This window comes from Zavarzinella formosa DSM 19928, assembly GCF_000255705.1.
GTDB classification, from domain to species: Bacteria; Planctomycetota; Planctomycetia; order Gemmatales; family Gemmataceae; genus Zavarzinella; species Zavarzinella formosa.
The window spans coordinates 143,771-155,916 of the sequence record NZ_JH636450.1 but is presented as its reverse complement, the minus strand read 5'-3'; the positions used below and the strand labels follow the sequence as shown (position 1 = coordinate 155,916).

Here is a 12,146-nt window from a genome sequence, read left to right as displayed (position 1 = left end):
CCCCCTTCCTTCTTAGGGAAGGGGGACGGGGGGTTAGGTCGCCGGGGGATGTGCCGAAACAGACGTTTGATGTTCAGCCTGTGATGTCGTGAATAAGAGCGTTCGGAAACAATGAGGAATACCCGCGAAAATCAAGGGTTTTGCTTCATTATTTCCGAACGCTCTAAGTCCCTTGTATAGACAGCCTCAAGCGAATCATTCTTGGCTGAGTTTTTCTTTTGTTTTTCTTGATTAAACTTTGCTTGTTTTGTTTTTGCTTTCTCTTTGTGAAACTTTGTGTGATCTTTGCGTCTTTGTGGTTAGTCTTCTGTCTTTTGACCTCTTGATTGAACTTTGCTTGTTGCCTTGGTTTTTGTTGTGAATCTTTGCGTCTTTGTGGTTAGTCTTTAGGCTTGGTGATTTCTCGAATGTGGTATCGCTTATTTTGCCGGGATGGAACCGAAATCAAACCAACGGAGATGCTCTCCCAATTGGGTGAGTTGGCTTCCCGAGTTCAGCCGCATTTCAAGGGGGATGACTTGGGGTGGACAGCCGCCGAGCTTCTCGTTGAATTGGGAACCCCGATCTATGTCGAGCGGTATTTGACTCAAGAAGATAACCTGCGGGAAGACTTGAATTCGTGGGCCGCGTGGCTGGAAACGCGGGATTTTTCGCCCAATCATGTCATGCTGATGGAACGGGTGATCCAGACGCAGCAGATGATTACCATTCGGAAGCCCATTGACCATCCGAACGAGAACCTGCTGGATGAGGTCTGCACGGCGTTGAGCCGGGCGATTTGCCAGAAGGCCGACGGGATTTATCAGGCCGAGGATCAGGGGTGGTACTCGGCTTCCGGGGAAGAACTGCTGAAGGAGTATTAAGCGGCCGATCATGTCCTCCGAGAAATACCTGAATCCGAATGTCATCGCCCAAGTCGCCCGGCTCGACTTGCGGGCCAAATTCATCGTCGAGGGGTTCCTCTCGGGGTTGCATGCCAGCCCGTTTCAGGGCTTTTCGGTCGAATTCTCCGAACACCGGAAATATGCCCCCGGCGATGATCTCAAGGATTTGGATTGGAACGTCTACGCCAAGACAGATCGTTATTACGTCCGCAAGTATCAGGCCGAGACGAACCTCACCGGCTATCTGGTGATGGACCTCAGCGCTTCGATGGACTGGTGCGGCATCCGGGAGATGGAAAAGGCCAAGGTGGCCGGTGGTCGGTCTTTGAAGACCGGCCACTCCCAAGACGAGAACGAACGGCTCACCAAGTTTGAGTACTGCATCTGTCTCGCGGCCGCCCTTGGCTACCTGATGATCCATCAGCAAGACCCGGTCGGTCTTGTCACCATCGGCGAAAAAATCAAGGATGTGCTGCCGCCGAAGAGCAAGCGGACGCAACTCGGCAACATGCTGGCGATGCTCTCCAACTTGAAACCCGCCGGGCAAACCGATCTCGCGCATGGCCTTTCGCAACTGGCGGCGATGATTCGCACCAAGAGCTTGGTGATGATTTTCAGCGACTTTCTCACAGACCCCGAGCCGGTGATGAAGTCGCTTTACCAGCTTCGCCATCGGGGGAATGAAATCATCCTGTTCCATGTGCTGGACGAGGCCGAGGTTGAGTTTCCGTTCGAGGGCTTGGTGGAGTTCGTCGATGTGGAATCGAACGAAGAACTGCAACTTGATTCTCGGGGCATGAAGGAAGACTATCTGCGCGGCCTTGCGGAATTCCGGGACAAGATCAAACAGGAATCCATCGCGGCCCACATTGATTATGTGCCGATCCACACGGGTGTGAACTTCGACAAAGCCCTGTTGGAATACCTGCTCACCCGCCAACGTCGCGTTTGAACAATGCTCTTCTCTCCCGAGTTTCTGGAAGTCTCGGCCACCGTCGCGGTCACAGCCATCGCTTGCGCCCTGCTCGGGCCGTTCCTGTTGTTGAGGCGGCTGGCCCTGCTCACCGATGCCATCGGGCATGTGTTGCTGTTCGGCATTGTGGTGGCCTTCCTCATCGTGGGGCAACTCGATTCTCCGTGGTTGCTGTTCGGGGCGGCCGCCACCGGGTTGGTGACGGTTGTTCTCATCGAGGCGTTGTCCCGTTCACAGGTCGTGAGAGAAGACGCCGCCATCGGCCTGACATTTCCGGCGCTGTTCGCCGGAGGCATTATTCTCGCCACACTGTTTGCGCGAAACACACATCTCGACATCGATCAGGTGATGCTCGGTTACGCGGAATTCGCCCCGGAGCATCGCCTTGAAATCGGGGAATATGATCTGGGGCCGCGTTCGCTGATTGTCATGGGGCTGATGGGATTGTTGAACCTGACGGCCATTGCCATCTTCTTCAAAGAACTGAAAATCTCGACGTTCGACGCGACGCTGGCGGCTTCCCTCGGATTTCTGCCCGCTGTGTTGCATTACGGATTGATGACGCTGGTGTCGTTCACCGTGGTGACTGCTTTCGATTCGACCGGGCCGGTGTTGGTCGTCGCATTTTTCGTGATTCCCGCGATGAGTTCTTATCTGCTGACGGACCGGCTCGGCTGGTTCCTGGCTTGGAGCGTGCTGTACGCGGTTGCCGGGAGTTTTCTGGGCACGGCCGCTGCGTTTGCGTTGGAAACCACCGTTTCCGGCACGGTGGCGACTGTCATGGGGGGGCTGTTTGGCCTCACCTGGCTTGCCGCACCCAGATATGGCCTGATTCGCCATTGGACGGAACGACGGCGGCTGCGCCGGGCGATGCACGATCGGCTTTTGCTCATCCATCTGAAGAATCACGAAGGCACGCCCGAAGAATCGGCTGAAAGCGATGTTCGCAACCTGCACGAACATTTTCGATGGACGCTGGCCGCGACGGATCGAATCGTGCGGCGGGCAATGAGCCATGCGTGGGTGCTTTGCGAAAGCAGCCACTTGAAACTGACACCTGTCGGCCGCGAGATTGCCGACCGGGACATCACCGCCGGGCCGTTCATATCTTGAACATTGTTCACCAAGGATGACACATCATGGCACGCATCACCGTCAATTCGGAATCACGGGATTTCCCCTCGCCGCTGAACGTGGCCGGGTTGATCCAACTCTTGGGCAAAAACCCCAAATATCTGGCCATTGAAGTGAATGAAATGGTCGTTCGGCGGGATGAGCAAACGAATCATGAATTGAAAGAGGGCGACCGTGTGGAGATTGTCACCCTCGTCGGCGGCGGGAGCGATCCGGCCCCACCGACAGACAAGCCGTTGAAGGTCGGTTCGTTCACCTTCAAATCCCGGCTGTTCACCGGGACCGGGAAATACGCGACCTACGACGGCATGAAAGATTCGCTGGCCGCGAGCGGGTGCGAGGTGACGACGGTGGCCGTCCGGCGGGAACGCCTCGTGGACAAAGAAGGTCGAAACCTTCTCGATTATCTCGACCTCGACCGTTACACAATCCTGCCAAACACCGCCGGTTGTTTCAGCGCCGAGGACGCCATCCGGCACGCCCGGCTGGCCCGCGAACTCCTTTCCAATCTCGGCAATCCCGGTTCCAAATGGGTGAAACTGGAGTGCCTTGCGGACAAGAAGACGCTGTTGCCAGACCCCATCGACACGCTGAAAGCCACCGAGGTGTTGGTCAAAGAAGGCTTTGAAGTGCTGGTTTACACATCCGATGATCCGGTGTTGGCGAAGCGGCTCAAGGAGGCCGGGGCGGCCAGTGTGATGCCCGCCGGGAGCCCCATTGGCAGCGGCCAGGGGGTGTTGAACGCGAACAACATTCGCATCATCCTCGAATACTTGAAGGAAAATGACCCCGATTATCCGGTGATTGTCGATGCCGGGGTGGGCACGGCCAGTGATGTGGCGTTTGCGATGGAACTGGGTTGCGACGGCGTGTTGTTGAACACGGCCATCGCCTCGGCCCAAGACCCGGTCCGGATGGCGTGGGCGATGCGGAACGCCTGCGAGGCCGGACGGTGGGCATTTCAGAGCGGCCGAATTCCGAAGAAATTGTACGCCAACGCCAGCAGCCCGATGGAAGGCCGGATCGCCCCGGCCTCGAAATAGAGCGGATTTTCAAGTTGGCCTGGCGGTCGAATCGGATGGTTTTGTCGGTCCAACGGACCGATTACCATCGCCCGGCCCGAAAGGGCTGGGTCAACGAACCATCAAAACCCTCGGCCTGAAGGGGCGATTATCTTCAGGCTTTCGGCATTCGCGGCCCTGACGGACCTTGAATGAATAATCGGCAGGAGTTGTGAGCCCGCCGGTTCAACGGTTTTCCGACGGGCAATGGCAGAGTTCGATGGATGGCGGGAGCGTGTCGTTTTGAACTCTGCCCTGGCTGGCCAAAGGCCCTTCCCGCTTGCGAAATCGCTCAAGCCAATCACTTGAGAATCACACACTTCGGCAACGCCTTCTGAAGTTCCTTCAACCCTGTCTCCGTCACCTTAGTGCTGCTAACATTTAAAGCCTCAAGTTGTTTGAGATTGGCGAGTTCTTTCAGTCCTTGATCTGTCAATTTCGTGTTTTCCAAACTGAGCATGGTGAGTTGTTTGAGACCCGCAATCTCTTTGGCTCCTTCGTCGGTCACTTCTGTGTCGAAAAGCATGAGCGAAGCGAGTTGTTTGAAGTTGGCGAGTTCTTTGGCCCCCTCGTCCGTCACTTTCGTGCCGGTCAAGGAGAGCACTTTGAGTTGCTTGAGGCTGGCGAGTTCCTTCAAACCCTTGTCTGTCACCTTCGAGAAAGCGAGATTGAGCGCCTTGAGTTGTTTGAGGCCGGCGAGCTCCTTCAAATGGGCATCCGTCACCGGCGAGAAGGTCAGGTCGAGGCCGGTGAGTTGTTTGAGGGCGGCGATTTCTTTGAGGCCCGCCTCGGTTACCCGCGCGTTGTCAATGTCCAGGATGGTGAGTTGTTTGAAATTGGCGAGCAACTTCAAATCCGCGTCCGCCACCTCGCTCACGGCCCCCGGTGTGAACAGGCGAAGTGCAAACGGGGTTTCGGGCGTCGGTAATCCCTTCAGCATCTTGGGTGAAATTCGGAGCATCGGCAGCCAGCCGGCCTCCGGCGCCTTGTCGATGGAATGAAACACTGTTTTGTCAAAAAACGCCGGCTCGCACCACCCGGCCTCGGCCCCCGCTTTTTCCCAAACTTGAACGATCTCCCTCGGCAGGGGCTTGGGGACTTCGCCCTTCGGTGGCTCGGCCGCCCAAGTTGCCGAGCCGAAAAGATGAAACACGCCAACAACAAGGAGGATCACCAGACGCCGACAAAGACGAGGCATGGCAAACACCCAAAAGTGAGAGGGAAGAACGCCGATTATTGTACCAAGGCGCCCGCCCAAGATGGCCCGCGATTCTCGCCAACACGCTACAGCCCCCGGACTTTCAAGAATTCAAAAACCGCCAAAAGAGGTGTTCAAAACCGCCAAAAATCGATCAAAAAACACTTCCGGCGACCAATTTCGACCAATTTTCCACCCAAAACTGGTCAAAAACAGCGGGCCAACCTTACAGTCTTTTTCAAAAACCCCGAGAAAGACACCCGCCACCCAAATGATTTTGTCATAATCCGGCCCATTTTGGGCCACGGCAGGCGCAGACAGGCCAACACGCAGGTTGGCGTTTGACAAGCAATGAGGTGGCGTTTACGGTGACAGGTGTCGGCCGTGGCAAAGGGCACGCATGAATCCTCCGATGAAGATCCGGCTGGTTCCGCCTGCGGAGAGATATCGGGAGAGCTTCTTGCGCGGGCTTCGTGAATTCCAACACGAAGGTCTTCCTTGGTGGTTCGGAGGCGGTCTTGAAACCGCCGAACAGGACTTCGCCGCGTTCGTCGCAAAGAAGCTGGCCGACTCGAATCGGAGGGATGAATCGTTCGTTCCCAAGACGCATCTATGGGCCGTGACCGAAGAACAGTTTGTGGGGCGCCTCTCCATTCACCACGAACTGAACGACGCCCTTCGCGTCGTCGGCGGACACATCGGCTACGATACCGTGCCGTCCTTCCGAGGCCGCGGAGTCGCCACGGAGATGCTGCGTCAGGCGCTGCCCGTGGCTCGCGCGCTCGGACTGACGGAGGCGCTCCTCACATGCGACGACACGAACCCGGCCTCCATCCGCGTGATCGAAAGAAACGGCGGCTCGTTGCGGGAGACGAAGACCATCGATCCGGACAAGCCTCCGAAGCGATACTACTGGATCACCCTGTCCTAGCGGCGCCAACCGCTTGCCCAAGATCGAATCATCTATTGTTTATATGTTAATCTGATGGCCGGATCGACGGCCAAGACAGACAAATATCCTTGAACCGTCCAAGGTCAACCGCCATAATCAGGTCGGACATCGCAAGCTCCCTTGAAGTCGAAACCAGGCGACCCATTCTCACCCGACAACCCAAACGGCAGCTTGCAGGGATTCTTTCGGCGAGGGAGGGCGTATCGGATGGCAGGGCCGTCGTGCGGGGTGCTGATCGCCGATGAGGCACTTGACCGGGCCAACACGCTGATTGAATCGCTGATCGTCGCAGTGGGCGACGAGCGGCACGAGTCCGGGCTGTTCTGGGTCCGCACGACCTGCCTCATCGGCGGCGACTACGATGGCGAGTTACGGCCGTTCGTGTGCGGGTTCGAGCCATTCTGTCATGAGCCGGCCGAGGTGGAGACGATGGCCGCCGGGTTCGGATTCCGGCCGGCGCACGCTCTCGCGGTCGGAGCCATGTGCAAGCAGTCGGAGGATCACCGATTGCTCGGCGAGGTGGCGGCGTGGCTGGCCGAGCAATTAGGCGGGGTGGTGTGCGCGGGAGGACCGTTTGAACTGCCCGAGCAGATGCCCGGCCGGGTCGTCAGCCTGTTGTGTGGCGAGTCGGTGACTCATGTGTTGGACGGGCCAGCCATGCGGGGTTGGCTGGCGTGTCCGGCGTTTCACATGATCAAGTAACGCAGACGCCGAGTTCGTGTGAATTCAACAGGCATCTTGTGTGAGGTATTCAAGAGCCCCACTGCGTCAGCGGTGGGGGTGGCCGTCACCCGCAGGAAGCCACCCCCACCGCTGACGCAGTGGGGCTCTTGGGATCATGGGCAAATGTTGCCGCTTGATTTTGCAATGGGCGTTGTAGCCGATTGGAACCTTCGTTGCGGCAGATTGGTTGCCGCTGGTTCGCCCCGGCGGCTGAACTCTCGTATTCGCCAAAGGAGACTCCACGGATGATCGATCATCGGTCCTTGGCAAACCGCCGTGAGTGGCAGACTCGCTTCCGCCGGGTGATGCTGGCGCTCGTGTTCTGCTGGCCGACGTCCGCCGCTTTTTCCGTCGAACCGGCGGCCGACAAAGGGAAGACAGTTTCGTTCACGATTCAGTACACGATCACGGCGACCGACAAGACGGACAAGGTCGTCCTCACCACGCTGGTGCCGGTAACGATTCCCGGCAAGCAAAAGATCAGCCAGTTGCAATTCTCCACGCCGCCGCAACAGCAGTTTGAAGAAGACGGGCGCAAGTACGCCGTTTTTGTCTTCACGGACTTCAAAAAGCCGGTCACGATTCAGATCAACGCCGTCGCGGAAATCTATCGCAATGATCTGACCGTGATCGCCGACCGCGCGCGTGACAAGAAAATCCCGGACGAAGCGACGAGCCGCTGGCTGGCGCACGAGAAGAACTTGGAAAAAGACAGCGCCGCCATCAAGGAAGTGGCCAAGACCTTTGTCAAAAGCGGGGACATGGAAACCGTCGAGGAGATCCTCGTTTACCTTGAGAAAACCGTGAAATACGGCGGCTTCTCTCAAAAAGACCGTGGTGCCTTGGGAACGCTTGGCGAAAAGCGAGGCGACTGCGGTGATTTTTCCGATCTGTTCGTCGCGTTGTGCCGGGCAAAAGGTATTCCGGCCCGGATTTGCGACGGTTACGTGACCGAGGGGGTGCCCAAAGGCGATACGCCCAGTCACACTTGGGCCGAAGTCCGCATCAACAAACTCGGCTGGGTTCCCGTGGACCCGCTGGGCATTGTTCTGAAAGGCACGACCCTCAAAACCATGCCCAACAAGTATGTCCACATGAGCAACATCCGAAACGACGACCATCTTCTGGGCAATCACCTTGTCGTCTATCGCTACTTCGGCAAGCCGATTGATTTCAAAGATGCCTTCATCGTCAAATGAGCAAGCCGTGTTCGCCGGGCTTGGGTTCGGCAAGAGAAGATGTGCCGTGATGAGCAAGGCGATGAACAAATCGCTGCCACTGACCGGGAGCCTCAGTCGTCGTAACAGCAATAGAGTCGTTCCGGCTCGGCGGCTGAGTTTTGTTGCTCAGTGAAAGAGGGCATTCGGGTGGTGGAAGTCCACGCAATCTCCGAGCCGGGGGGCCATCCTGTCAACGAGGATGCTTACCTGTGCGAATACCACCCGGCGGCCCCGGACTGCTGGCTGTGTTGCGTGGCCGACGGACAGGGTGGCCGAGCAGGCGGTGAGCGGGCCGCCCGGCTCGCGTGCCAGTCTGTCATGCAGGTGGCATGTCGGACTCCGGCGGGAATGTTGGCTGCGGCCCCGGCGTGGGACTTCGTCCTTCAAGCCGCCGATCAGGCTGTCGCGGGTGATCCGCAAGCTGGGTTCTCGACATTGCTCGGGTTCTGCATTCGCCGTGGCCGGATCGTCGGGGCGTCGAGCGGGGATAGCGCCGTCGTCTTGCTGAACCGAGCGAATGCCATCGTCCTGACCACCGGTCAAATCAAGAACCCGCCTGTCGGATCTGGGTCGGCCGTGTTCACCGCGTTCGCGGCGGATTTGGACGAAGGATGGCGGGTGCTGGCGGTGACGGACGGGGTGTGGAAGTATGTCGGCTGGGATCAAATGATTGGCGAGGCCCAATCGCATTTGGGGCAGGCCGCGTTGGGCGAGATGATGGGGCTGGCTCGCCTCCCGAGATCCGGCGAGCTACAAGACGACTTCACGGCTGTCTTGGTGGCTGCCAGCGCAGAACCAATCGCCGCACCGGCCCCGGCCGCATGAATCGGGCCTTTGCCAAGGACCAACGTATGAATCGATTGATTTGCCTCATCGCCGTCGTCATGACATGGGTGATCCCCTTGCACGCCTGCCGGGCGGACGAGAAGCGTGAAGAGAAGCCCAGATTCAAGGGGGTCGAACTTTATAGCTGGAAGGACAAGGCGGGCGACTGGATGTTCGTTCTGCTCGACGGAACCAACCGACTCAAGACCGAGAAGGAAATCAAAGAGTCCCCGGCCACGCTCAAAGGAGCGGACGAGTTGAAGAAGGCTCTCGCCCGTCTGGCCAAGGGGGAACAAGTCAGTTGGTCGGCCCGCGACATCAAAGGGCTTGAATTCCCGCCCAAGGAGATGCGAAAAGCGATCCAAGCCGCCGCCAAGGATGCCGAGATTCAACTCGATGCGGAATCAGTGAAGTGATTCCGCATCGAGTTTGGCCCGCAAATCCCAAGCCTTCTCACGCTTTCAACGACGCCATGTCGATCACGAAGCGGTACTTCACATCGCTCTTGAGAAGCCGGTCGTAGGCTTCGTTGATCTTCTGAATCGGAATCATCTCGATATCGCTGGTGATGTTGTGCTTCTCGCAGAAATCCAGCATCTCTTGGGTCTCCGCAATCCCGCCGATGGCCGATCCGGCGAACTGGCGGCGGGGCAGGAGCAGGTTGAACGCGGCCACCGGCAGCGGCTTTTCCGGGGCGCCGACTAGTGTGAGCGTGCCGTCTAGTTTGAGGAGGGACAGGTAGGCGTTGATGTCGTGGTTGGCCGAGACGCAATCAAGGATGAAGTCAAAACTAGTCGCGTGTTTGGCCATCTCATCCGGGTTCTTGGAGACGACGACTTCGTGCGCCCCAAGCCGTTTTCCGTCCTCAATTTTTTCCGGGGAGGTGGTGAACAGCACCACATGCGCCCCAAACGCTCGGGCGAACTTCACCCCCATGTGGCCAAGACCGCCAAGGCCCACAACCCCGACCTTCTGGCCGGGGCCGACTTTCCAGTGTCGCATCGGTGAATACGTCGTGATGCCCGCGCACAGCAGCGGGGCCGTGGCGGCGAGATTCACCTTGTCGGAAACCTTTAAAGTGAACGCTTCATCCACCACAATGCTGTCGGAGTAGCCGCCGTAGGTGACCCCGCCGGAGATTTTGTCCGCGCCGTTGTAGGTGAACGTCGGGAAAGACTGGCAAAATTGCTCCAGCCCGCGCGCACAATTCGGACAGGTGCGGCAAGAGTCCACCATGCAGCCTACGGCCGCGTAGTCACCGGCTTTGAATTTCTTCACATCCTTGCCGACCTTCGACACCCGGCCGACGATTTCGTGTCCGGGGACGCACGGGTAGACCGTGGGAACAGCCTCTTTCCATTCGTTGCGGGCTTGGTGCAAGTCGGAGTGGCAGACGCCGCAATAAAGAATGTCGATTTGCACATCCGAAGGCAGCGGCTCCCGGCGTTTCAGGGAATACGGGGCCAGCGGGCTCTCGGCAGTATGGGCCGCATAGGCTTTGGCGGTCATGAACACAATCCTCTCAGGGGGATGGGGGACGGAGATGACTACCAGCCACAGGGCCAAGGCTTACAGGAAAAACGCGATTGAAACGGCCGGTGGAAGGTTTTTTAGCGACTGGCAAACAAAAAGAGCGGGCGCTTTGGGATCATCCCAAAGCGCCCGCTCTTTTTCCGGTCATCAAGCTCCGCTTACTTCGCGGGGGAAATAAACTTGCTTTCTCGTTTCAATTCGCTTTCGAGGTTGTTCGCCTGTTGCGGATAGTTCACATCCGTGATCTCCGCCGCGTCGATGTCCGTCCTCGCGGGCGGGAGTCTCTTCGGCTTCGGTTCCATTTTGTCCTTGTCGGCATCCTCGGGAACCTTCAGCGGCTGGCCCAGGCCCAGCGTCGAGCAACCCATCGAGGCCAGCATCACGCCGACAGTCAGGACGGCAAAAATCTTCTTCATTGGTCAGTTCCCCCCGGGTAAAGGTCGGCGACGCGCGCCCGGTCGTTCGGCGGTGGCGGGGCGTTCGTCCGGTTTTGCTTCAAGGGCCGCCCGGTCGGCGGCTATCGTGTCTTGGAGGGCGGTTCGGCGTTGGTCGTAAAGTTCTTGGGTAGCCTTTTCGAGCTGGTCGGCCTTGCTCATCATGGCTTCGTCGTTCTGGGCGTTGGCGAGTTCCCGGAGCTTGCTGATGGCGGCAAGGCGCGTCACATAGACTTCTTGTTCCTTCTTAAGCATCATTTCGATGGCCTCCGGCGACAGCGGCGGGGCCGGCTTGGCAACAGTCGCGGGTTTGGGCGGCACTGGTTTGGAACGCTCCCCCAAGAAGACGCGGCGATACCACGGGATTTCCGTGGTGGCAGGCGTGTCAGTTGTGGCGGCAGGCGGCTCGGCCGCAACGGCGGTCATCCCGAGACAGGCAAACATCAAGAACGCACCAGTCAGGCGCATGGAAAGTTCCCCCGAAAATTTCAGCCGTCCCCAGCCCCCCGACCGGGGACGGCATCAAACATTCTGGAATGGAGTGCCAGAAGTGCGGGTCGTATGCCACAACTTTCCGGGGATGTAAAGGGGAATTTCCCGACAGAACCATCGGGGGCGTTTTCCTCCCGCCGAATCCCCGCAAACCACCACCCAAAACCCCGGCGCGATAGATCGGGGAAAAACCCGGATAATACCCTCCAGTGTTCCACGAGGGTTCCACGGATGTCCCGGCTTCCCGTCACCCGGCCGAGTCTGCTGTTGCGATTGCGGCAGTTTGACGATGCGGCGGCCTGGTCGGAATTTCTGAGCCTGTATGGCCCGGCCGTCTTCGGCTACTTCCGGCGGCGGGGGTTGCAGGAGGCGGATGCCGTGGACCAGACGCAGGAAGTCTTTCGCTGCGTCGCCGGGTTCATCGGCCGGTTTGACTACCAACCGGAGGCGGGCCGGTTCCGGGCGTGGTTGTTCACCGTCGTGGCCCGGCAGTATTTGAAGTTTCACCAACGCGGCGACAAGCTCCCCCTCGCGGACGACCCCGCCTGCCTGGATGATGTTCCCGCCGCCGATGCTTGTGAAGAGGCGGCTTGGGAAGAATCCGTTCGCCGGCAAATGTTTGACATCGCCCTCGAACAGGTTCGCGCCCAGGTGAACGAGACGACGTATCTCGCCTTCAAGTTCACGGCCATCGACGGCCTCTCCGGGGAGGACGCG

General features: G+C 58.5%; 15 protein-coding genes. 10 read left to right on the top strand and 5 right to left on the bottom strand.

The features are described 5' to 3' along the window. Window positions 1-407 precede the first annotated feature (407 nt). The 4 genes from BGIM_RS0142115 to thiS are packed head-to-tail and all read left to right on the top strand — an operon-like array spanning window position 408 to window position 4,034. Window positions 408-863 carry a hypothetical protein gene (locus BGIM_RS0142115; protein ID WP_020475606.1) on the top strand — a complete coding sequence of 152 codons (456 nt, stop codon included), beginning with the start codon at window positions 408-410 and terminating at the stop codon, window positions 861-863. Window positions 864-873: 10 nt separating this feature from the next. Continuing rightward, a complete protein-coding gene (locus tag BGIM_RS0142110; protein WP_020475605.1) occupies window positions 874-1,836 on the top strand; it encodes a DUF58 domain-containing protein in 963 nt (320 codons plus the stop codon). A 3-nt stretch (window positions 1,837-1,839) separates the two neighbouring features. Further along, window positions 1,840-2,970 (top strand): metal ABC transporter permease, encoded by a 1,131-nt coding sequence (locus tag BGIM_RS0142105; RefSeq protein ID WP_020475604.1) that lies wholly within the window; start codon window positions 1,840-1,842, stop codon window positions 2,968-2,970. A gap of 26 nt (window positions 2,971-2,996) precedes the next feature. Next, window positions 2,997-4,034: a sulfur carrier protein ThiS gene (gene thiS, locus BGIM_RS0142100; RefSeq protein WP_020475603.1), complete on the top strand. Its 1,038-nt coding sequence runs from the start codon at window positions 2,997-2,999 to the stop codon at window positions 4,032-4,034. Between the two features lie 319 nt (window positions 4,035-4,353). Here thiS and BGIM_RS67570 read toward each other — a convergent pair whose 3' ends face one another. Both BGIM_RS67570 and BGIM_RS0142085 read right to left on the bottom strand, forming a co-directional pair. Next, complete coding sequence (locus tag BGIM_RS67570; protein WP_020475602.1) at window positions 4,354-5,250, bottom strand: leucine-rich repeat domain-containing protein; 897 nt, start codon at window positions 5,248-5,250, stop codon at window positions 4,354-4,356. 111 nt (window positions 5,251-5,361) lie between these two features. Continuing rightward, window positions 5,362-5,598, bottom strand: coding sequence for a hypothetical protein (locus BGIM_RS0142085; protein WP_040892000.1), 237 nt, complete (start codon window positions 5,596-5,598; stop codon window positions 5,362-5,364). 52 nt (window positions 5,599-5,650) lie between these two features. Here BGIM_RS0142085 and BGIM_RS0142080 point away from each other — a divergent pair, with 52 nt between their 5' ends. The 5 genes from BGIM_RS0142080 to BGIM_RS0142060 all read left to right on the top strand — a co-directional run bounded on the left by BGIM_RS0142080 (window position 5,651) and on the right by BGIM_RS0142060 (window position 9,386). Then, window positions 5,651-6,181: a GNAT family N-acetyltransferase gene (locus BGIM_RS0142080; protein WP_020475600.1), complete on the top strand. Its 531-nt coding sequence runs from the start codon at window positions 5,651-5,653 to the stop codon at window positions 6,179-6,181. Between the two features lie 228 nt (window positions 6,182-6,409). Continuing rightward, complete coding sequence (locus BGIM_RS0142075; RefSeq protein ID WP_020475599.1) at window positions 6,410-6,904, top strand: DUF6368 family protein; 495 nt, start codon at window positions 6,410-6,412, stop codon at window positions 6,902-6,904. Between the two features lie 266 nt (window positions 6,905-7,170). Beyond that, the gene (locus tag BGIM_RS0142070) at window positions 7,171-8,124 is read left to right on the top strand and encodes a transglutaminase-like domain-containing protein (protein WP_020475598.1); all 954 of its coding nucleotides are present in this window, start codon (window positions 7,171-7,173) and stop codon (window positions 8,122-8,124) included. Window positions 8,125-8,274: 150 nt separating this feature from the next. Beyond that, complete coding sequence (locus BGIM_RS0142065; protein ID WP_020475597.1) at window positions 8,275-8,970, top strand: PP2C family protein-serine/threonine phosphatase; 696 nt, start codon at window positions 8,275-8,277, stop codon at window positions 8,968-8,970. 26 nt (window positions 8,971-8,996) lie between these two features. Beyond that, complete coding sequence (locus BGIM_RS0142060) at window positions 8,997-9,386, top strand: hypothetical protein (protein ID WP_020475596.1); 390 nt, start codon at window positions 8,997-8,999, stop codon at window positions 9,384-9,386. A 37-nt stretch (window positions 9,387-9,423) separates the two neighbouring features. On the opposite strand, the gene BGIM_RS0142055 is transcribed toward BGIM_RS0142060, so the two are convergent. The 3 genes from BGIM_RS0142055 to BGIM_RS0142045 all read right to left on the bottom strand — a co-directional run bounded on the left by BGIM_RS0142055 (window position 9,424) and on the right by BGIM_RS0142045 (window position 11,405). Beyond that, window positions 9,424-10,479 carry an NAD(P)-dependent alcohol dehydrogenase gene (locus tag BGIM_RS0142055; RefSeq protein WP_020475595.1) on the bottom strand — a complete coding sequence of 352 codons (1,056 nt, stop codon included), beginning with the start codon at window positions 10,477-10,479 and terminating at the stop codon, window positions 9,424-9,426. Between the two features lie 182 nt (window positions 10,480-10,661). Continuing rightward, window positions 10,662-10,919, bottom strand: a complete 258-nt coding sequence (locus BGIM_RS0142050) for a hypothetical protein (protein WP_020475594.1) — start codon at window positions 10,917-10,919, stop codon at window positions 10,662-10,664. A gap of 3 nt (window positions 10,920-10,922) precedes the next feature. Beyond that, the gene (locus BGIM_RS0142045) at window positions 10,923-11,405 is read right to left on the bottom strand and encodes a hypothetical protein (protein ID WP_020475593.1); all 483 of its coding nucleotides are present in this window, start codon (window positions 11,403-11,405) and stop codon (window positions 10,923-10,925) included. A gap of 255 nt (window positions 11,406-11,660) precedes the next feature. On the opposite strand from BGIM_RS0142045, the gene BGIM_RS0142040 reads away from it, so the two are divergent. Continuing rightward, a partial coding sequence (locus BGIM_RS0142040; RefSeq protein ID WP_029631781.1) for an RNA polymerase sigma factor occupies window positions 11,661-12,146 on the top strand: 486 nt, incomplete at its 3' end.